Genomic DNA, 19,909 nt, shown 5'->3' with positions numbered 1-19,909 from the left:
GTTATGGCGTCCTCGAATATCCTGTTCAGGACAGCGCGTTTTCGAGGATGCGGCGGTGACGGCAGAGCCAGGCGGCGGCACGGGCACGCCAGGCCAGTCCCCAGAGCAGCTCGGGGGGGGCCGCCGACTCGCTCTCCGGCCTGATTCCAGCCTCATCTGCCTCGTTCGCCGTGTCATGCACGACGAACTCGATCATCAATTCCACGAATCCAACCCGCTGCGCGGCAGAGAGGCCATAGGCATCCACCATTGCGCGCAATTGGCGGGCACGTTCCTCAAGTGGAGGCAGCCCTTCAAGTTCCGCTACGAGGTCGTCGTGCAGTTTGGCGTTCAGCCAGCACGCCTGCGCCAGTTCAACCCGGGGATCGACGGGACCGGCGCGTTCCCAATCGATCAGGGCGACGGGACGGCCATCACGGGCGACGATGTTCCACGGGGCAACGTCGCCATGTCCGATAACACGCGCCCTTCCCCCCAATGTGCGACCGAACCAGGGGGACCACACGGCGTCCTGAGGGGGGTGGAAGGTGGCAGTGACGGCATGGAGCTGACGCAACAGGCTACCGACGGCGGCGGCACCCTCCAGACTCCACGGACCGGGCTGGGTAAATTCGCCTTCAATGTAGGTGAGAGTTTCGCGCCCCTGCGCGTCGAAGCCGGTGCCCACCACGCGGGGAGCGCCTTGGAACCCGTTGTCGTGGAGGTGCCTGAGTAGAGCGTGGACGCTGGCCGCCCACGACCCGGTTTCCTTGACGATGATGTCGCCACGGCGGTACACGGCGACGGGGTGATAGGCGCTCGTCTCCCGCAGGCTTTGCAGCGCAGGACCGCTGGAAGTCCCGTCGGAACTCGGGCTTTCCTCACCGGACGCATTCACGGCTTTTACTCTACCGTCGGGGGTACGGAACCGACCTGTTTCCGATCAGAACGCGATGCCCGCCTGGTTCACCATCAGCCGGAACTCGTGGGGGCTGGTGGCGGCGTCGAGGGCTTCTTGCATGGTGATCAGGTGGTGGTGGTAGAGCTGCACGAGGTGCTGGTCGAAGGTCTGCATTCCCCGAAGGTTGTCCTCGATCATGGCGTCCTTGATCAGGGCCGTCTTCTCCTCATCCTTGACGTACTCGCGCACCAGGGGCGTGGCGAGGAGGACCTCGGTGCCCAGGACCCGCCCCATCCCGTCGGCCCGTCTCAGCAGCCGCTGGCTGACGATGCCGACGAGCGACTCGGCGAGAAGCAGACGAATCTGGGTGCGCTCGAAGGGCGGGAAGAGGTCGATGATGCGGTTGACTGACCGCACGGCGTCTTGCGTGTGCAGGGTGCTCAGGACGAGGTGCCCGGTCTGCGCGGCGGTCAGCGCGGCCTCCACCGTCTCGCGGTCGCGCATCTCGCCGATCATGATCACGTCGGGGTCCTGGCGCAGGGCGTACTTGAGGGCCGTGCGGAAGTCGCGGGTGTCCGCGCCGATCTCGCGCTGCACGACGAGGCTCTTGCGGTTGCGGTGCAGGATTTCGATGGGGTCTTCGAGCGTGATGATGTTGTAGGCGTAGGTGCGGTTGATGTGGTCGATCAGAGAAGCGAGCGTGGTGGTCTTGCCGCTGCCGGTGGGCCCAGTCACCAGGATCAGGCCCCGGGGCGCCGCCGCGAAGCCGTACATGACCTCGGCGGGGAGACCCAGGGCCTCGAAGCCCGGCACGGTGTCCGCCACGACCCGCATGACCACCCCCACCGCCCCGCGCTGCCGGAACACGTTGCAGCGGAAGCGCGCGAGGCCGGAGACGCTGTAGGCGAGGTCCACCTCGTTGCGGTACTCGAAGTCGTCCCACTGCTCGGGGCTCAGAAGCGATTGTGCGAGCGCGCGGGTGTCCGCCGGGGTGAGCGCATGGGCGCCGAAGGGCACGAGCGTCCCGTCCACCCGGCCCATCGGCGGGCTGCCGACCTGGAGGTGAACGTCCGACACCCGCCGGGCGACCATCTCCCGCAGCAACTCCTCGACGGTCACGCGCCGTCCCCGTCCCCCGTCTGCTCGGGCAGCAGGGGCAGGTTGTCGATGAGCCTCACGCCGAACATCCGGGCGGCCACCAGAACGCGGGTCATGGAATCATTGTCCACACGCGCTCTTTCTGCCATGTCACCGTCCACGACCGCGAGGTAGTCGAGCGAGACCCCCGGCTCCCCGGCGAGTACGTCCAGACCCGCCTGAAGCAAGAGCGCGGTGTCCCGCTCGCCCCGCTCCGCCGCCGCCTGCACCGCCCGCAACGCCCGCGAGAGGACCCCCGCCCGCTCCCGCTCCTCCGGCGTGAGGTAGCTGTTGCGGCTGCTCAGCGCCAGCCCCGAGTCCTCCCGCACGGTGGGCACGCCGACGATCTCCACGGGCACGTTCAGGTCGCGCACCATCCGCCGCACCACCGCGAGCTGCTGCCAGTCCTTCTCCCCGAAGTACGCCCGCTCCGGCCCCACGAGGTTCAGGAGCTTGAGGACCACCGTCGCCACCCCGTCGAAGTGCCCGGGCCGCGACGCGCCCTCCAGGGGCCCCGACACGCCGCCCACCGAGACGTTCGTGGCGTAGCCCGGCGGGTACATCACGTCCACGTCCGGGTGGAAGATCAGGTCCGCCCCCGCCGCCCCGGCCACCCCCAGGTCGCGCGTCAGGTCGCGCGGGTAGCGGCTCAGGTCCTCGCGCGGCCCGAACTGCCGGGGGTTGACGAAGACGCTCACGACCACGGTGTCGCACTCCGTCCGTGCCCGCCCGATCAGCCGCGCGTGCCCCTCGTGCAGGTAGCCCATCGTGGGGACGAGGCCGACCCGGCCCGCCTCCTTCAGAGCGGCGCGCAACTCCCCCGGAGTCGTGACGAGGCGCGGCGTCGTGGAAGAGGTCAATCCCGGCCCCCGTCCAGCCCCAGCGCGTTCACGATCAGGTCGAGGACCCACGAGATGAGGGTCAGGAGGATCGCGCCGACGAACGCGGCCCCGAAGCCCGCCACGTTCAGCGCCGTCACCGCCGCCACGATCATCAGGACCACGGCGTTCACCACCAGCGTGAACAGCCCCAGCGTGATCACGTTGATGGGCAGGCTCAGCAGCAGCAGCACGGGCCGGATCAGCGCGTTCACGACGCCCAACACCAGGGCGGCGAGGATCACGGCCCCCGCGCCCGCCCCCGGCGCGAAGCTCACGCCCGCGTACACCCGCGTCAGGAGGTACAGCGCCAGCGCGTTGACGAGCAGCCGAATCAGGAATCCCATAGGGAAAGGATAGGCCTTGAGAGCAAAGAGTGGGGCTGTGGGACGCCCGCCCATACCCCTGACGGCGGGTAGGCTGACCGGGTGAAACCGGCTGGGGTCAGGGCCTGTGTCGAGCGGTGACGCTGGTCGGGTGCGGCGAGGAGGTGTGGCGCGCGGCGGGCGTGAACCCGGAGCAATGCCGGGGCCAGTACGGGGACGAACGGGTGATGGTGGGCGAGTTGCGGCGTGCGAGACGCTGCACGGCTGCGAAGAGGCATTGGACAGAAAAGTTGTCACCCTGAGCGCAGCGAAGGGTCTCGTCGGCGGCGTCCGGAGACCCTTCACCCCCGCTCGGCAGGTCACTTCGTGGATCGAATGCTCTGGAACGCAGACCCGCTACCACGGCGGGAAGCGGGGCGGTTCAGGTTGGAGCGACAGGTGACGGCCTGTGCAGTTCTCTCCCCGTCATGGGGAGCGAGGCTGCTGTGGCTCAAGACATCGGGGAAGTCCAGCCCTCACAGCCCGAACCGCCCGTAAATCTCCCCCACATGCCGCAGATACCACCCCAGGTCGAAGGCGGCGGCCAGTTCTACCTCGCTGAGCGGGTTCTCCGGGTCCGCCTTCAGCAACTCGCGCAGGCCCTCGCCCGTCTCCCAGCTTCTCAGGGCGTGGCGCTGCACGAGGTCGTAGGCGGCCTCGCGGCTCATGCCCTTCTCGTCGATCAGGGCGTGCAGCACCCGCTGGCTGAACACCAGGCCGCCGAGGTCGTTCAGGTTCCGCAGCATCCGCTCGGGGAAGACGACAAGATCGCGCAGCACGCCCGTCAGGCGGCGGGTGGCGTAGCTCGCCGCAGCCGTGGCGTCGGGGAGGATCACCCGCTCGGCGCTGGAGTGGCTGATGTCGCGCTCGTGCCACAGGGCCACGTTCTCCAGCCCGGTCACGAGGTAACCGCGCAGCAACCGGGAGAGGCCGGTCACGTTCTCGGTGAGGATCGGGTTTTTCTTGTGCGGCATGGAGGAACTGCCCGTCTGCCCCTTGCCGAAGGGCTCCATCGCTTCACGCACCTCGGACCGCTGGAGGTGGCGGATTTCAACGGCGATCTTCTCCAGGGTGGTGCCCAGGATGGCGAGGGCGCTCAGGACCTCGGCGTGGCGATCCCGCGCGAGGGTCTGGTTGGTGACGGGCGCGGGCTCCCAGCCCCACGCGGCGGCGACCTCCTCCTCGATGCGGGGGGAGACGTGCGCGTAGGTGCCCACCGATCCCGAGAGCATGACGACCTGCACCCGCTTCCGCGCCGCCGCCAGCCGCTCCAGGTCGCGGTCGAGGGTCGCCATCCAGTTCAGGAACTTCAGGCCGAAGGTCATGGGCTCGGCGTGGATGCCGTGGGTGCGGCCCACCGTGGGCGTGTGCCTGTGCGTCACCGCCTGAGCGCGGCAGACCTCCCGCAGCGCCCGCACGTCCGCCTCGATCAGCGAGAGCGCCTCGTCTAAGAGGAGGTTCTGGGCCGTGTCCACCACGTCCGTACTCGTCAGGCCGTGGTGGATGAAGCGGGCCTCCTCGCCGTACCGCTCGCCCAGCGCCCGGGTAAAGGCCACGATGTCGTGCCGGGTGACCGCCTCGATTTCGGCCACCCGCACGGCGAAGGCGTCGTCGAGGGGGTCTTCTGATGCTTGGGCCGTCAGGGTGTCGAACGCCTCACGGGGCACCTCACCGTGGGCGGCCTGGGCCCGCATGGCGGCGAGTTCGACCCGCAGCCAGGCGCGGTACCGGCTCGCCTCGCTCCACAGGGCGCGCATCTCGGGGGTCAGGTAACGGTCGATCACGGCGGGCAGCGTAGCACCCGGCGCGGGCCTGTCCCCGGGCCATGCTGGGACAGGTCAGGGCCGCGCTACCCCCGGTTCCGCACCCCCACCCACAGCACCCGCACCCCCGGCACCGTCAGGGCGTCCTGCGGCAGGTAGAGGTCCCACGCCCCGTGCTTCGGGATGGCGTTCGGCAGCCCCGCCGCGCGCTGGAGGGCGTTCTGGTAGGTCGAGCAGTCGAGGCCGTCTCTGGGGTCGGGGTCGTCCCCGCCGCCCACCCGGTACGCGAGGCCGCCCAGCCGGGTGACCGCCGCGCGCAGGGCGGGCATCGCCTCCGGGCGCACCCCCACGTCGAGCACGATCACCACGTCCCGCGACGCGAGCCGGGTCTGGGGGACGGTCTGCGGTCCGCCGTTCAGCAGGCCCCCCGCGAAGAGACCGGGCGCCTCGGTGAGCAGCCCCGGCGCCACCTTGCGCGAGACGTGCGGGCACACGCCCCAGGGACTCGCCGCTCGCCAGCGCCGACCGCACACCAGGATCAGGCTGCCCTCCGGCGCGCGGTCGAGGGCCTGCGTCACGCTCAGCAGGCGGTCAGCGGGCACGACCTGATCGGTCAGCAGCCGCGCGGCGCTGACCTCGCCGCCCGCTGGCCCCGCCCGGAAGGTCAGCTCGCGCACGCCCCCGGGGGGAGCACACCCGCCGAGGATGAGGGAAAGCAGCAGGGCGGGCAGGCAGAGGCGGCGCGGCACCCCGCCATTATCGCCTAGACTCGCCGGGATGACCGACCTCGCCGCCGCCCTGACCGTCGCCGTAGAGGCGGCCCGCACCGCCGGGGCCATCCACCGCGCGCACGCCGGAAAGGCCCTCACCATTCGCAGCAAGTCCACCTACAGCGACCTCGTGACCGAGGTGGACGCCCTGTCGGAGGCCGCCATCCGCGAGGTGATCGCCCGCACCTACCCGGACCACGCCGTGCTGGGCGAGGAGGAGGGCCTGGGCGGCGGCGGGGGGGACGTCTCCCACCGCTGGGTGGTCGATCCCCTCGACGGCACCGTGAACTACGCGCACGGCTTCCCCTTCTCCTGCGTGAGCGTGGGGCTGGAGGAACGCGGCGAGCGGGTGGTCGGCGTCGTCTTCGACCCCAACCGCGACGAGCTGTTCACCGCCACGCGCGGCGGCGGCGCCTTCCTGAACGGCTCGCCCATCCGCGTGAGCGAGACCCCCACCCTGACGACCCCGGCGCTCGTCTCCACCGGCTTTCCCTATGACACGGGTGGGGAGAACAATCTCAACCTCGTCGCCCGGTTGCTGCGGCTGGGGGTGCCCGTGCGCCGTCCGGGGGCCGCCGCGCTCGACCTGTGTTCCGTCGCCTGTGGGCGGGTGGACGCCTACTGGGAATTCGGCCTCAAGCCCTGGGACAGCGCCGCCGGGAGCCTGATCGTGGAGGAGGCGGGGGGCACGGTGACGGGCCGGGACGGCGTGCCCTCCCCCTACGCTCCCATGATCGTGGCGACGAACGGGCGGGTGCACGCCGAACTCCTCGCCCTGCTGCGGGAGGACTGAGTGCTGCCCGTCCTTCTCACCCTGTTGATCGTGCTGCTGAACCTCGGCGGCGTCGCCAGCATCGTGCTCGAACTCGGGCACGGCGAGCGGTGGCCCGCGCTCAACGCCCTCGTGCTGCTCCTCGTGCTCGACGCGCTCGGCTTCTGGCTACTGCGCCGACTGCGCGAGCCGGGGTAGGCGGGGAGGCTCAGCCCCTCTTTTGCAGCAGCTTTGTGAGGTGGCGCCGCAATGCCCCCAGCACGGGCGCACTCTTCAGGCAGGCGGCCAGCGCCCGGGTCGCGTGGTGTTCGCTGCCGCGCATCGCGTCCGTCAGGTGGGCCTGGACGGTCGGGTGGAGCCGTCCGCCCACGAACAGCGCCGAGCCGAGCAGGTCGTCCACCGGCAGCCGGGCGTGCCTCTCCCCGCCTTGCGTCACCGTCTCGACCACCGCCCGGCCCCGCTCGTCGCCGACGAGGTGGGCGTGCAGGGGCCGCCCGGCGTGGCGCGAGACCTGCTCGACCGTGGGCAGGAAGGCGTTCACGAGGTTCACGGCGAGGCTCAGCCCCAGCAGGTGCGCGCGGTCCACGTCCGCCGCCCCGCCGCCGAGCGTCTGCGTGAGGCGCCGGGCGAGACGCTCTCCCTCCGCACGCAACAGCGCCTGCGGGTCGTCTCGGCCACCGTCCGGAAGGGTCGTCACCCCTCCAGCCTAACGGCCCGGCCCCCGCCACCCCCCGCCGTTCCTGTCTGGACAGGCACTGTTTTGCGCGTGTACAACGGCTCGCAGGCACAATATGTGCCCTCGGCACGATGGTGTAGTCTCAGCGGGTATGAACGTCATCGGCAAGGTCACCGTGCTCCCCCAACTGCCCGGGCCCATCGGGCGGCTGTCGGAACTCGCCTACAACCTGTACTGGTCGTGGACCCCGCACGCCCAATCCCTCTTCGAGACCCTCGACCCCGAGGTTTGGGAGCGCTTCCAGCACAACCCGGTCCGCACGCTGCTCGAAGTCCCGCAGGAGCGGCTGGCCCACGCCGCCGCCAACCCCGACTACCTGGCGCGGTACGAGCGGGTGATGACGGATTTCGACGCGTACATGACCAAACAGGACACCTGGGCGAGCCGGGAGGCCGCAGGGCTCGCGCCCGTCGCCTACTTCAGCATGGAGTACGGCTTCCACGAGTCGCTGCCGATCTACAGCGGCGGCCTGGGGGTGCTGGCTGGGGACCACTGCAAGAGTGCGTCCGACCTGGGGCTGCCCTTCACGGCGGTGGGGATGCTCTTTCACCAGGGGTACTTCCGGCAGATGTTCAATAAGGACGGCTGGCAGCAGGAGGCCTACGACGAGCTGGACCTGACCACCCTGCCGATCCGGCCCGCGCTGACCGAGGGTGGGCAGGAGGCGCGCGTATCGGTGCGGATCGGCGCCCGCACGGTGCAGGTCCGGGTGTGGGAACTCGCCGTGGGGCGGATCAAGGTGCTGCTGCTCGACGCCAACGTGCCCGAGAACAGCGAGGAGGACCGCAAGCTCACCGCGCGGCTCTACGGCGGCAACCAGGAGTTGCGGGTGCAGCAGTACGTCCTGCTGGGCGTGGCGGGCATCCGGGCGCTGCGGCTGCTGAACATCCCGGCGGGCGTCTACCACATGAACGAGGGCCACGCCGCCCTGCTCGGCCTGGAGCGCGTGCGCGAACTCGTGGAGACGGGCCTGGACTTCCGCGCGGCGGTGGAGGCGGTGGCGAGCAGCACCCTCTTTACAACCCACACCCCCGTGCCCGCCGGAAACGACGCCTTCGGCTACGATCTGATGGACCGCTACCTCGGCGAGTGGCCGGGCCTGCTGGGCGCCGGCCGCGACGACCTCTACGCCCTGGCCCGCCACGAGCAGTTCTGGGACGGCCACTGGGTGCCGACCTTCTCCATGACCGTCTTCGCGCTGAACATGAGCCGCGCGGCGAACGGCGTCTCCGAACTCCACGGCGAGGTGAGCCGCGACATGTGGCGCTTCCTGTACGAGGGCGCCGAGCCGGGGGAGGTGCCCATCGGCCACGTCACCAACGGGGCCCACAACCTCACCTTCACCAGCCAGGCGATGCGCGACCTGCTGGGCACCGTGCTGCCCGCCGACTGGACCGAGCGGCTGGAGGACGAGGCGATGTGGGAGGCCGTGGAGGAGCTGTCGGACACCCAGCTCTCCGACGTGCAGCTCGAAATGAAGCGCGAGATGGTCACCTTCGTGCGGCGCAGCCTCAGGGCCCAGATGATCCGCAACGGCGCCTCCGCCGCCGACGTGGCCGCCACCGACACGGTGCTCTCGGACAGTGCGCTCACCATCGGCTTCGCGCGCCGATTCGCCACCTACAAGCGCGCGACCCTGCTCTTCCGAGACAAGGCGCGGCTGAGCCGCATCGTGAACGACCCCGACCGCCCGGTGCAGTTCGTCTTCGCGGGCAAGGCGCACCCGGCGGACAACCCCGGCAAGGCGTTCATCCAGGAGATCTACCGCGTCTCCCAGGAACCCGAGTTCCGGGGCAAGATCGTCATCCTGGAGAACTACGACATGAGCGTCGCCCGCCAGCTCGTGCAGGGGGTGGACATCTGGCTCAACAACCCCCGCCGCCCGCTGGAGGCGTCCGGCACGAGCGGCATGAAGGCGAGCTTCAACGGGGCCCCCAACTTCTCGATCCTCGACGGCTGGTGGCGCGAGGGGTATGACAGCACCAACGGCTGGCCCATCGGCGAGGAGCGCGAGTACAGCGACCTGAACGTGCAGGACGACGCCGACGCCTACAGCCTCTACGGCACGCTGGAGAGCGAGATCGTGCCCCTCTACTACGGCACGGGTGCTCAGCGCGGCGGCTGGGCAAAGACAGTGCGCCGCGCCATCCGGACGGTCAGCCCGCGCTTTTCGATGCAGCGGCAGGTCATCGACTACGTGCGCAAGTACTACCTGCCCCTCACCGAGCGCGGCGCGGAGGTCGCCGCCGACGGGGGCACGCGGGCGCGCGAGATCGCCTCGTGGAAGACCTGGGTGCGCCAGCAGTGGCCGTACACGACCCTGCAAGCCAGCGCCCACCTCCCCACCACCGCCCGGCCCGGCGAGCGGGTCGAGGTCCGCGCCAGCGTCAACCCCGCCGGAATCCGCCCCGAGGAACTTCAGGTCGAGGCGGTCCTCAAACGCGGCGAACACGTCACCCGCGTGCCCCTCACCCACGACGGCGACGGCCGCTTCAGCGCCCAGGTGCCCCTCGACGACAGCGGCCTGTACTCCGTCGGCGTCCGCATGGTCCCCGAGATCGAGGGCCTGAGCAACCCGCTGGAGGCCGGGCTGATCAAGTGGGCGTGAGGGCGAAGCCTTCAGCGATCAGCCGTTAGCTGTCAGCAGGACCGCTCCCGCCGAGACAAAGGCAGGAGCGGTCTTGCCCTGGGCGCCATACTGTCCCCCGTGCGCCGCGTCCTGCCCTCCTCGCTGCCTCCCATCCCGGCGCTCCTCCTCTCCATGCTGAGCATCCAGGGCGGCGCGGCCTTCGCCAAGACGCTCTTTCCCACGCTGGGCGCGGCGGGGACGACGGCGCTGCGGGTGACGCTCGCCGCCGCCCTGCTCAGCCTCGTCTTCCGCCCCAACCTGCGCGCCCTGTCCCCGGCGGCGTGGCGGGCGGTGCTGCCCTACGGGGCGGCGCTCGGCCTGATGAACCTCACGTTCTACCTGTCGCTGACGCGGCTGCCGCTGGGGCTGGCCGTCACGCTGGAGTTCGTGGGGCCGCTGGTGCTGTCGCTCGTCCTGTCGCGGCGTCTGGGAGACCTCGTGTGGGTGGGGCTCGCCGCGCTCGGCATCGTCCTGATCGCGCCGCACGGGGGAGAGGGCGGCACCCTCGATCCGCTCGGCGCGGCGCTGGCCCTGACCGCCGGGGCCTTCTGGGCGCTCTATATCCTGGCGGGCGGGGCGGTCGGGCGGCGGGTGCCGGGCACCACCGGCGTCGTCGCGGGGATGCTCGTCGCGGCGGTCGTGACGCTTCCCTTCGGTCTGGTTCAGGCGGGCACCGGCCTCCTCGCCCCCCCCGCCCTCCTCGCGGGTCTGGCTGTCGCCGTGCTGTCGAGCGCCCTGCCCTACAGCCTGGAGATGGCCGCCCTGCGCGCCCTCCCCGCCCGCGTCTTCGGCGTGCTGATGAGCCTGGAGCCCGCCCTCGCCGCCCTGAGCGGCCTGCTCTTCCTGGGCGAGCGCCTGACCGCCCTGCAATGGCTCGCCATGCTCTGCGTGATCGCCGCCAGCGCGGGCATCAGCCTGAGCGGCGAGAGAAGGGTGGTGGAGGTGGAACCGGCGAATTGAGGGCCATGCTCCCTGGCCCACGCCCGAGAACAGCTCAAGGTTGAGCCTGTTGATCCGGCCGTCGTCCTGCCCGTCGGACATCAGCGTGAGGGTGCTTCCCGTTCCAGATTGAACACAGGGGGCACGAACAGTCACCGGCAAACTCGTTTCCGGGAAGGAGGGCACGCGGCCCGTGTAGACCCTCGATGTCGCGTCCGCCTGTTCCCTCTTCCGGGGCTCCCAGTCTCGGGTGCCTGCCAGGACAAAGGGGCGGGTCTGGGCCGCGGTCTCGTCAAGGCTCTTGAGGACCTGTTCGCATCCGGTGGCGTCAGGCCTTGAGGCTGAACATGAACCCTCCAACCCCGGCGCACAGGCCGTCCGCATCAGCAGCAACCCAAAACGCCTTTTGACCAGAGGGTGCCGACTGGATCCCGACGCCTCACATCCGTTCCTTACCGTTTGGGTGGTGGAGGACGATGCCGGGCGCGCCACAATTCAGTGGCCTGCACCGTCTGGGAGAGCCAATGCCCACGGAAGGGGAGGAGTCGAGGGAACTTGCTCGTCCCTCTCCTCATCCGCGCCGACGCCTAGACGGACGGGTCCGCCCACGCGCCTGATCTGGTCCTCGGGGGTCCAGTGCAGACGGCCGCCCGTCCTGACCTTCACCCCCGCGCCCTCGACCCGCTCGGCCGTGCCCACGTCGGCGCCGTCCGAGCCGCGCACGCCCATGCCGTGCCGAGTCGAGCGGCGCGGGTGCGGCTCCCTGCGGCGGGCGAGGGCGCGGCGGTCGTCCTGCGGGTTGCCGCGGTTCTGGTTCATGGGAGGCCTCCACCCCGGTTGTCCCCGCCGGGCCGGGGGAGGTCCCCCAGGGGCAACGACCGCTCAGGGCCGCGTCAGCGGGAGGCCTCCAGCAGCAGCACCCAGTCGTGGCCGCGCCCCGCCGAGGACGCGGTGAAGGTGCGCTCGCCCGTGTTGGCGAAGGTGCCGATCTCGGCCCTGCCGCCCGTGCGGGGATCGAACCACGAGGCCCGCACCTGCGCGCCCCCCGCCCGCCCCAGCGTGACCGTCACCGGGCCGCCGTCGGGCAGGTACAGCCACACGTAGTCCGGGCCACGCATCGCCACGACGGGCCGGTCCCCCACGAAGCTGCCCGCCACCAGCGTCTCGTCGGGCGCCCGGTCCCGCGCGGGCCGCGACTCCAGCAGCGCCTTGAGGTGCCCGAGGTGCCGCACCGCCGCCGTGTCCAGGGCCCGCTGCCACGCCTTGTCGCCGTCGTACACGTCGAACCCGTAGACCTTGCGGTGGCCGTAGGTGTGCCCCGCCGCGCCCGCGAAGACGCTCCAGTACGCGACGTTGCGCACGTCCACCTCGTCGCCATTGCCGTCCGGCGGGTTGTGGCACACCGGATGCCCCTCGTACATGGGCTCGAAGTTCACGACCGGCTTGGCCGGGGTGAGGCGGTAGTCCTCCAGAATGCGCGTGGCCGACTGCTCATTGCGGCAGTGCCCGGTATGCCAGAGGTTGAAATCGAGCCAGGCCTCGTTGTGGAAGTACTTCGAGGAGGTCTGGTAACCGCGCGTGTGATAGGTGCTCAGGGCCCGGTCGCCCCCACCCGCCCCCTGTTCAATGCCCTGTGCCATCGCCCGCCAGATCGCCCGCACTTCCTCGGTGTCGGGGTAGCGGTCGCCACCGAGCACCCAGATGACCGGCTTGTCCTTGTATCGCTCGCCGATGAAGCGCCCGTAGCTGCGGGCCGAGTCGGGCGTGAAGACGGGCTCGTCGCCCAGCCGCGGCTCGTTATTGACCCAGATGCCCCAGCTCGGCAGCAGCGCGACGGTCAGCCCCAGCGAGGCCGCCTGATCCACGATGTAGTCCACATGGTCCCAGTAGTCGTATTGCTCGGCGTCTCCCGGATCGTTCCCCGGCGTGACGGCGGGGCGGGCGGGGTCTTTGTCAGTCAGGGGCAGGTCCCCCTGCGCGTTGGGGACGGTAAGCCCACTCTCCTCCGCGAGCGCGGCCGCCTGGACCACCGTGAATCCCTGCGCCGCGCGGGTCTGGAGGTACAGCCGGGCATCGTCGCGGTTCGGGCGGTGAAACAGTTCCCAGGCCGTGTCCGCCCAGTACAGGAAGGGCCGCCCGTCCGCGTACTCCAGCCGCCTGCCGTCCGCCGACACGACCAACCGATCAGGCCCGGCGACGGGGGTGGGCGCCGGGTCAGCCGCGACGGGGGGCGCCGGGGGGGCCTCCGCGACCGGCGTGGAGGGCGTCCCCCCCGAACAGGCGGACAGCGCCAGGCTGAGCGTGAGCAGGGCGGGGGCAAGGGAAAGCGCGCGGGGGAACTGGGACATGGGGACTCCTGCAACCGGCAAAAAAGGAGGAACACGTCGCTGAGGACGTGCCCCGGGCGTGATGGAGGGACCCTCCCGGCCCGCCGACCGTCTCTCCTGAGCCCAGGTCGGCGAAACCGGACAGGCGCGGTCCCGGCGGAATTCAGGCCTCACCTTACGGTCGGCTCATGAGGAATTTGTCACATCTAAGCGATTGACCCTCATAAAGCTGAACGTCGAGCGATCATGACCGGGCGGACAGGCCGCTCCGCCGCGCTCTACCCGCGCCCGCCCGCCACCGTGCGCGCGTAGGCGCTCAGGTAACGCGGCACGATGCGCCCCGGGTGGAAGTGGGTGAGGGCCGCCTCCCTCCCCGCCGCGCCCATCGCCCGGTGAAGCCCCGCGTCCCGCAGGATGCGCAGCGCGGCGTGCGCCATCGCGTCCACGTCGCCCAGCGGGGCGAGCAGGCCCGTCACCCCGTCTTCCACGACCTCGGGCACGCCCCCCGCCCGCGCGGCGACGACCGGGACCTCGCAGCTCATCGCCTCCAGGGCGGCGAGGCCGAAGCTCTCGTTGCTGCTCGGCAACAGGAAGAGGTCGCTGATCCCCAGCACCGACTGCACGTCGGGAAAGGACCCCAGGAAGTGCGTGCGGCTGGTCACCCCGAGCTGTCCGGCGAGCTCGAAGGCGCGGGGCCGCTCGGGGCCGTCGCCGATCATCAGCAGCCGGGCCGGGACCTCGCTCGCCACCCGCGCGAAGACCTCCACGACGTCCTCCACCCGCTTGACCGGGCGGAAGTTGCTCACGTGGACGATCAGGGCCTCCTCCGGGTGCGCGAAACGGGCGCGCACGGCCGGATCGGCCACCCGCGTGAAGCGTTCCGCGTCCACGAAGTTGTGGATCACCTCGATCTCGCGCTCTGTCCCGAAGACCTCGCGCGTCTGCCCCGCCAGGAAGTGCGACACCGCCGTCACGTGATTGCTGCGCTCGATGGCGTGCCGGGTGGTGTGCCGGAAGGCGGGCTCGGCCCCCACCAGCGTCACGTCGGTGCCGTGCAGGGTGGTCACCACCCGGCTCCTTCGCGTGATCGCCTGCGCGTGCAGGGCGGCGGTCGCGTGCGGAATCGCGTAGTGCGCGTGCGTCAGCTCCACCCCGTGCTCCAAGATGACCTCGGTCAGGGTGTTTGCCACCGCCAGCTCCGGAAAGGGCTGGTCGAACAGCGCGTAGGCAAAGGCACTCACCTGATGGTAAAAGGGCCTGTTCGCCCCCCGCTGCCCCGCCAGCCGGAAGGGCACGGCGGACCCGATGAAGTGGACCTCGTGCCCCGCCTCGGCCACGAGCAGCCCCAGCTCGGTCGCCACCACCCCCGAGCCCCCGGCGCCCGAGTGGCACAGCACGGCAATCTTTTCTGGCGTCCGCCCCATCGCCGGGGAGTATAGACCCCGCCGCCGCCACGCCAAGAATTGTATCGACGCTCGCACTCGCGGCCGTTACCCTGTTCGGCACCATGCTCGCCGTCGTGACCGATTCCACCTGCGACCTCCCCCCCGAGACGGCCCGCGCCCTCGGCCTGCGCGTCGTGCCCCTGCGCGTGCTGCTGGGGGGCCGCACCTTTCTCGACTGGCAGGACCTCGACCCCGACGCCGTGTACGACCACCAGCGCCGGGGCGGGACGGTGGCGACCGCGCCCGCGCCGCAAGACGCCTTCGAGGTCCTCTACCGCGACCTGCTCGCCACCCACGCCGGGGTGATCAGCGTGCACCTCAGCGGCGACCTCTCGGACACGGTGCGCCACGCCCGGGCCGCCGCGGGGGCCCTGGACGCGGGGGAGCGCGTGTGCGTCATCGACAGCGGCCTCGCCTCGCTGCCCCTCGCGGAGGCCGCCATCGCCGCCCGCGACGCGGTGTGGAGGGGGGGAGACGCGCAGGCGGCACAGGCCGCCGTCCGGCGGGTGGGGGAGGAAGCCCTCGCCGAATTCACCGTCCCTACCCTCGAATACCTGCGCCGGGGCGGCCGCCTCTCGCGGGCGGGCGAACTCGTGGGCAACGCGCTCGGCCTGCGCCCCGTCCTGCGCTTCGACGGGGGCAGGCTGCGGGCGGTGCGCCGCGTGAAGGCCGAGGCCGCCCTGCGCGACATCCTCGCGGGGCTCGAAGAGCGCTTCGGCGATCAGCCCGTCGCCGTCACCGTCGGGCACGCGGGCCGCGACCCCATCCGCCTCACCGAACTCAGGGCCGCCCTCGGTGCCAGCCGCCTCAACGTCGCGCGGGGCCGCCTTCAGCTCCTCGGCCCGGTCATCGGCGCCCACGTCGGCCCGGGCACCTACGGGGTGATGGCCCGGCCTTACGCGGGGTGAGCGGATCGCCCGTCGCCCGCCCTATCCCGGTTTGCGCGCCGTGAACAGCACCCGCGTGAAGGCGTAGTAGACCCGCTCGCCCGGCCAGCGCGACCGCAGCCGGTCCAGGTACGCCGCCACGAACCGCTCGCCGTCCCGCTCCCCCAGCCGCGAGAGGTAGGGCACCAGCGCCGTCCCGCGCGTCCAGTCAAGCAGGCCCTCGGCACCCGGCAGGACGACCGGGTAGACCCTGCTCAGCGCCACGATCTCCACCCCGCCCAACTCGTCCAGCACCTCGGCGTACTGGGCTGGCGTCAGGACGGGCGACGCCCCGTGCGCCGTCCCGAAGCGGGTGAAGCCCCCGAGTTCCGCCGCGAACTCGTTCGCCGTCTCCGTGAGCAGGCGGTGGCTGTCGTGGTCGTGGTTGGCGGGCACCTGAACGGCGAGCACCCCGCCGGGCCGCAGCCTCTCCCACAGCCGCGCGAGGAGCGCCGGGTGGTCGGGCAGCCACTGGAGCGCCGCGTTCGAGAACATCAGGTCGTAGTCCCCCGCCAGGTCGAGGATGTCCCCCCGCCCGAAGCGCAACCCTGGAAGGCCGGAAGCGTCCGCCTGTGCCAGCATCTCGGTGCTGCTGTCGAGCCCGAGGACCTGAGCGTCACGAAAGCGTTCCGCCAATGCCCGCGTGTGCTCCCCCGTCCCGCACCCCAGGTCCACCACGTCGCGGTAGGGGAGAGCCGGGATCATCGCCATCAGGTCGCGCACCGGGGCACTCCGCGCCTCCCGGTGGCGGTGGTACTGCTCGGGATTCCAGGTCATGTCCTCACGCTAGGCCCGGGACGCGGTGAAATGTACGTACCCCGGTAGTGACACAAGGGAGAGGCGGAAGCCCTCAAGCCCCCGCCCCCTCGCTGTCCCGCTCAAACCCGCGTCAGGTAGGCCGTGCCCCCCTCGACCTCCGCCGCGAAGCCCTCGCCCGGCCCAAAGGTCAGTTCGGCGGCGAGCACCTCCCCGGCGATGAAGCCCTGCCACGCCTCGGCCGCCTCCCGGGCGTCCCCCGCCAGATCGAGGGCGAGGCGGATGCGGTCTTGCACCTCGAAGCCCGCCGCCTTGCGCGCCTCCTGGATGCCGCGCACGAGGTCACGGGCCACCCCCTCCAGCACGAGGTCGCGGGTGAGGTGGGTGTCGAAGGCGACCAGGAACCCGGCGTCCTCGGCGGCGGCCACACCTTCAGGGGCCTTCGCATCCACGAGGACCTGATCGCCCGTCAGCTCGAAGGTCTGCCCGTTCGCCTCCACGGTGAAGGGCCGCCCCGCCTGCACCGCCCGGGCGACGGCGGCGGCGTCCGCGTTCGCCAGCGCGGCCCGCACCGTCGGCAGTGCCTTGCCGTACGCCTTGCCGATCACCGGGAGGTTCGGGCGCAGGCTGTAGCGCACGAGGTCGGTGTCCCCCTCCAGAAAGGTCACGTCCTTGACGTTCAGCTCCTCCAGAAGCTGATCCCGCGACCGCCGCAGCGCGTCCGTGAGGTCCGGCGTGCTCGCCCGTACGCTGACGCTCGCCAGCGGTTGCCGCGTCTTGAGGTTGTGCGCCCCCCGCACCGCCCGCCCGAGTTCGACCACCTTGATCACGGCGGCCATTTCAAAGGTCAGCCGCTCGTCCAGCCGCTCCTCTCTGACCTCCGGCCAGCGGGTGAGGTGGACGCTCTGGGCCCCCTGTTCCCGCGTGAGGTTGCGGTACATCGCCTCCGCCAGGAAAGGGGTGAAGGGCGCGGTGAGCTGCGAGACGGTCAGCAGCGCCTCGTGCAGGGTGGCGTAGGCGGCCACGTCCACCTCGCCGCCCTCGCCCCAAAACCGCGAGCGGTTGCGCCGCACGTACCAGTTGCTCAGATCGTCCACGAAGCGTTCCAGGACCCGGCCCCCGCCCCGCGCGTCGTAGGCGTCGAGACTGACCGTCACGTCCCGCACCGTCTCCTCCAGCCGGGCGAGCAGCCAGCGGTCGATCTCGGGGCGCGTCCCAAAGGCGGGGGCGTGTTCCAGGTCGGGGCGGTCGAGGTTCGCGTACAGCACGAAGAAGGAATACACGTTCCACAGCGTGTTCACGTACCCGCGCTGCGCCTCCGCCACCAGCCGCTCGGAAAAGCGCTTCTGGTCCCCGGGCTCCGACGCCATGAACATGTACCAGCGCACCGAGTCCGCCCCGTAGCGGTCGAAGAGGGGCAGGGGCTCGACCACGTTCCCCTTGCTCTTGCTCATCTTCGCGCCCTTCTCGTCCACGATGTGCCCCAGGCAGATCACGTTGCGGTACGCGGGCTGCCCGTAGAGCATCGTCGAGATCGCGTGCAGCGAGTAGAACCACCCGCGCGTCTGGTCGATGGCCTCGCAGATGAAGTCGGCCGGGTAATGCCGCTCGAACTGCCGCATATTCGCCTCGCTGCCCGGGAGGGGAGACTCGCCCGTCTCGTCCGTCAGCAGGTGCCACTGCGCGTACGGCATCGAGCCCGAGTCGAACCACACGTCGAGGACTTCCGGGACGCGGCGGTACTCCTTCCCGTCCAACGTGAAGGTCACGTCGTCGATATACGGGCGGTGCAGGTCCAGCTCGGAGAGGTCGCGCCCCACCAGCTCGCTCAGTTCCGCCACGCTCCCCACCACGCGCAGGTCGCCGTCCTCGCCCACCCAGAAGGGGAGAGGGGTGCCCCAGTACCGCTCGCGGGAGATGGCCCAGTCCACGTTCCCTTCGAGCCAGTTCCCGAAACGCCCGTTCTTGATGCTCGCCGGGACCCAGTTGATCTTCTGGTTCTCCTCCTGCATCCGCTCAGCGACGCTGTTCGTGCGGATATACCAGCCCTTCTTGGCGAAGTAGAGGATCGGGTCCCCGGTCCGGTCGTGGAAGGGGTAACGGTGCCGCAGGGTGCCCGCCCAGAACATCAGGCCGCGAGATTTGAGGTCGGCGATCAACCCCTTATCGGCGTCCTTGAAGAACTTCCCGCGCTCTCCCGTCACCCGCAGGAGGCCATGGTCGTCCACCCCGAACATCAGCGGCACGCCGTACTTGCGGGCGAGTTCGAGGTCCTCTGCGCCGTACGCCGGGGCCTCGTGCGCCACACCGGACCCGTCCGCCGCCGACACGAACTCGGCCAGCGTGACGAAGTGCATGACCGGGCGCCCCTCCGCGTTCCGCTCGTGCAGTTCCTTCAGGACGCCCAGTTCCACCGCCACCTCGGGGAAGGGCGGCTCGTACTCCGCCCCCTCCAGGTCACGGCCCGGGAAGGAGGCCAGCACCTCCAGCGGTTGATCCTTGTGCAGCCCGCTCAATCGCTCCACCGCGTCCTGCGCGACGATGACCGTCCCCGAAGGACCCCGCGCCGCCACGTACGTCAACTCCGCGTTCACCGCCGCCAGCGTGTTGCTCGGCAGCGTCCAGGGGGTCGTCGTCCACACGACAAGGGCGAGCCCCTGCCGGTCCTCCCCGCTCAGGGCACTCAGCGCCGCGTGGGCCCGTTCCGGCAGCGTGTCCCAGATCAGGGGGAAGCGCACGTATACGCTGGGGTCGTCCACCTCACGGTAGGAATCGACCTCACCCAGCTCCGCCCGCGACAGGGTGGTCGAGATGCGGGGCGAGAGGGGCACCACCTTGTAGTCCTGCTCCAGGAGCCCCTGGGCGTGCAACCTCTTCAAGAGGTTCCACACGCTCTCCACGTAGGCGTTCTGGTAGGTGATGTAGGGGTCTTGCAGGTCCACCCAGTACCCCAGCCGCTCGGTAAAGGTGTTCCACTCCTGGATCGTCTCCCACACGGAAGTGCGGCACAGGCGGTTGAACTCCTCCAGCTCCTCGCGCGTGGCCCCGTGGTTGCGGCCCAGCAGCCCCAGCCGCTTCTCCACGCTGATCTCGACCGGCAGGCCGTGGGTGTCCCAGCCCCCCTTGCGGGTGACGTGGTACCCCCGCATCACCTTGTAGCGCGGAAAGAGGTCCTTGAACGACCGCGCGAGGACGTGGTGCAGCGCCGGGCGCCCGTTCGCGGTGGGCGGCCCCTCGTAGAAGACGTACTCGGGTTGGCCTTCCCTCCGCTCCTGGGTGCGCTCGAAGATGTGCTGGCTCTGCCAGAAGTCGAGCACGCCCCGCTCCAGCTCGGCAAAACGCGGCTGGGAGTTCACGGGTTCGAATGGGGGAACAGTCGGTCTGGATTCGGTCGTCGTCATGGTCTCTCCTTGAACAAAAACAAACGGCGCGTCCCAGCGTTCCTGCCGCTGCTGGGACGCGCCGCCCATAGGCTGATCGCGTGGTACCACCCAACTTCACCCCCGAAACGGGAGCCTCTTGCCAGGCCCTCTGTCGGGGGGCGTCCGGACGGGTCTAGTCGGCCCAACAGGAGAGCCTTTCTTCC

General features: G+C 70.6%; 17 protein-coding genes. 5 read left to right on the top strand and 12 right to left on the bottom strand.

The genetic code is table 11. The annotated features are described in order from the left end of the window. Positions 1-25: 25 nt before the first annotated feature. The 6 genes from IC605_RS25340 to IC605_RS00885 all read right to left on the bottom strand — a co-directional run bounded on the left by IC605_RS25340 (position 26) and on the right by IC605_RS00885 (position 5,772). Positions 26-877 carry a phosphotransferase gene (locus tag IC605_RS25340; protein ID WP_216317746.1) on the bottom strand — a complete coding sequence of 284 codons (852 nt, stop codon included), beginning with the start codon at positions 875-877 and terminating at the stop codon, positions 26-28. Positions 878-922: 45 nt separating this feature from the next. Beyond that, the gene (locus tag IC605_RS00905; RefSeq protein WP_216317744.1) at positions 923-1,999 is read right to left on the bottom strand and encodes a PilT/PilU family type 4a pilus ATPase; all 1,077 of its coding nucleotides are present in this window, start codon (positions 1,997-1,999) and stop codon (positions 923-925) included. Continuing rightward, positions 1,996-2,877: a pantoate--beta-alanine ligase gene (gene panC / locus IC605_RS00900; RefSeq protein WP_216317742.1), complete on the bottom strand. Its 882-nt coding sequence runs from the start codon at positions 2,875-2,877 to the stop codon at positions 1,996-1,998. Before panC ends, IC605_RS00905 begins: the two co-directional genes overlap by 4 nt. Beyond that, positions 2,874-3,242, bottom strand: a complete 369-nt coding sequence (locus IC605_RS00895) for a phage holin family protein (RefSeq protein WP_216317740.1) — start codon at positions 3,240-3,242, stop codon at positions 2,874-2,876. The genes panC and IC605_RS00895 overlap by 4 nt, the downstream gene beginning before the upstream one ends. A gap of 494 nt (positions 3,243-3,736) precedes the next feature. Beyond that, on the bottom strand, positions 3,737-5,044 hold the full coding sequence (gene purB, locus IC605_RS00890; protein WP_216317738.1) for an adenylosuccinate lyase: 1,308 nt from the start codon (positions 5,042-5,044) through the stop codon (positions 3,737-3,739). 65 nt (positions 5,045-5,109) lie between these two features. Continuing rightward, the gene (locus IC605_RS00885; RefSeq protein ID WP_216317736.1) at positions 5,110-5,772 is read right to left on the bottom strand and encodes a hypothetical protein; all 663 of its coding nucleotides are present in this window, start codon (positions 5,770-5,772) and stop codon (positions 5,110-5,112) included. A gap of 28 nt (positions 5,773-5,800) precedes the next feature. Between IC605_RS00885 and IC605_RS00880 the strand changes: the two genes are divergently transcribed. Both IC605_RS00880 and IC605_RS00875 read left to right on the top strand, forming a co-directional pair. Further along, positions 5,801-6,586, top strand: coding sequence for an inositol monophosphatase family protein (locus tag IC605_RS00880; RefSeq protein WP_216317734.1), 786 nt, complete (start codon positions 5,801-5,803; stop codon positions 6,584-6,586). Further along, positions 6,587-6,763: a hypothetical protein gene (locus IC605_RS00875; RefSeq protein ID WP_216317733.1), complete on the top strand. Its 177-nt coding sequence runs from the start codon at positions 6,587-6,589 to the stop codon at positions 6,761-6,763. Positions 6,764-6,773: 10 nt separating this feature from the next. On the opposite strand, the gene IC605_RS00870 is transcribed toward IC605_RS00875, so the two are convergent. Further along, positions 6,774-7,262, bottom strand: a complete 489-nt coding sequence (locus IC605_RS00870; RefSeq protein WP_216317731.1) for a hypothetical protein — start codon at positions 7,260-7,262, stop codon at positions 6,774-6,776. Positions 7,263-7,392: 130 nt separating this feature from the next. On the opposite strand from IC605_RS00870, the gene glgP reads away from it, so the two are divergent. Then, positions 7,393-9,909: an alpha-glucan family phosphorylase gene (gene glgP, locus IC605_RS00865; RefSeq protein WP_216317729.1), complete on the top strand. Its 2,517-nt coding sequence runs from the start codon at positions 7,393-7,395 to the stop codon at positions 9,907-9,909. A gap of 153 nt (positions 9,910-10,062) precedes the next feature. Next, the gene (locus IC605_RS00860; protein WP_246580290.1) at positions 10,063-10,890 is read left to right on the top strand and encodes an EamA family transporter; all 828 of its coding nucleotides are present in this window, start codon (positions 10,063-10,065) and stop codon (positions 10,888-10,890) included. 474 nt (positions 10,891-11,364) lie between these two features. Here the strand turns inward: IC605_RS00860 and IC605_RS00855 are convergent, their stop codons facing one another. The 3 genes from IC605_RS00855 to bshA form a co-directional block, all read right to left on the bottom strand. Further along, positions 11,365-11,688, bottom strand: coding sequence for a DUF2171 domain-containing protein (locus IC605_RS00855; protein ID WP_216317727.1), 324 nt, complete (start codon positions 11,686-11,688; stop codon positions 11,365-11,367). 74 nt (positions 11,689-11,762) lie between these two features. After that, positions 11,763-13,217, bottom strand: a complete 1,455-nt coding sequence (locus tag IC605_RS00850) for a glycoside hydrolase family 140 protein (protein WP_216317726.1) — start codon at positions 13,215-13,217, stop codon at positions 11,763-11,765. A gap of 257 nt (positions 13,218-13,474) precedes the next feature. Then, on the bottom strand, positions 13,475-14,620 hold the full coding sequence (gene bshA / locus IC605_RS00845) for an N-acetyl-alpha-D-glucosaminyl L-malate synthase BshA (RefSeq protein WP_216317724.1): 1,146 nt from the start codon (positions 14,618-14,620) through the stop codon (positions 13,475-13,477). Positions 14,621-14,703: 83 nt separating this feature from the next. Between bshA and IC605_RS00840 the strand changes: the two genes are divergently transcribed. Then, complete coding sequence (locus tag IC605_RS00840; RefSeq protein WP_216317722.1) at positions 14,704-15,549, top strand: DegV family protein; 846 nt, start codon at positions 14,704-14,706, stop codon at positions 15,547-15,549. Between the two features lie 21 nt (positions 15,550-15,570). On the opposite strand, the gene IC605_RS00835 is transcribed toward IC605_RS00840, so the two are convergent. Both IC605_RS00835 and ileS read right to left on the bottom strand, forming a co-directional pair. Next, on the bottom strand, positions 15,571-16,344 hold the full coding sequence (locus tag IC605_RS00835; protein ID WP_216317720.1) for a methyltransferase domain-containing protein: 774 nt from the start codon (positions 16,342-16,344) through the stop codon (positions 15,571-15,573). A gap of 101 nt (positions 16,345-16,445) precedes the next feature. After that, positions 16,446-19,724: an isoleucine--tRNA ligase gene (gene ileS / locus IC605_RS00830; protein WP_216317718.1), complete on the bottom strand. Its 3,279-nt coding sequence runs from the start codon at positions 19,722-19,724 to the stop codon at positions 16,446-16,448. Positions 19,725-19,909 lie beyond the last annotated feature (185 nt).

The sequence above is a fragment of the Deinococcus aestuarii genome (genome assembly GCF_018863415.1).
GTDB classification, from domain to species: domain Bacteria; phylum Deinococcota; class Deinococci; order Deinococcales; family Deinococcaceae; genus Deinococcus; species Deinococcus aestuarii.
Note: the sequence above shows the minus strand (reverse complement) of the source record. Positions and strands in the feature narration are given on the sequence as shown.

What these genes read in the sequence shown, in the direction of transcription:
- IC605_RS00895 (WP_216317740.1), bottom strand. Translation starts at nt 3,242, where the DNA reads ATGGGATTCCTGATTCGGCTGCTCGTCAACGCGCTGGCGCTGTACCTC.
- IC605_RS00880 (WP_216317734.1), top strand. Translation starts at nt 5,801, where the DNA reads ATGACCGACCTCGCCGCCGCCCTGACCGTCGCCGTAGAGGCGGCCCGC.
- glgP (WP_216317729.1), top strand. Translation starts at nt 7,393, where the DNA reads ATGAACGTCATCGGCAAGGTCACCGTGCTCCCCCAACTGCCCGGGCCC.
- IC605_RS00860 (WP_246580290.1), top strand. Translation starts at nt 10,063, where the DNA reads ATGCTGAGCATCCAGGGCGGCGCGGCCTTCGCCAAGACGCTCTTTCCC.
- IC605_RS00855 (WP_216317727.1), bottom strand. Translation starts at nt 11,688, where the DNA reads ATGAACCAGAACCGCGGCAACCCGCAGGACGACCGCCGCGCCCTCGCC.
- IC605_RS00850 (WP_216317726.1), bottom strand. Translation starts at nt 13,217, where the DNA reads ATGTCCCAGTTCCCCCGCGCGCTTTCCCTTGCCCCCGCCCTGCTCACG.
- bshA (WP_216317724.1), bottom strand. Translation starts at nt 14,620, where the DNA reads ATGGGGCGGACGCCAGAAAAGATTGCCGTGCTGTGCCACTCGGGCGCC.
- IC605_RS00840 (WP_216317722.1), top strand. Translation starts at nt 14,704, where the DNA reads ATGCTCGCCGTCGTGACCGATTCCACCTGCGACCTCCCCCCCGAGACG.
- IC605_RS00835 (WP_216317720.1), bottom strand. Translation starts at nt 16,344, where the DNA reads ATGACCTGGAATCCCGAGCAGTACCACCGCCACCGGGAGGCGCGGAGT.
- ileS (WP_216317718.1), bottom strand. Translation starts at nt 19,724, where the DNA reads ATGACGACGACCGAATCCAGACCGACTGTTCCCCCATTCGAACCCGTG.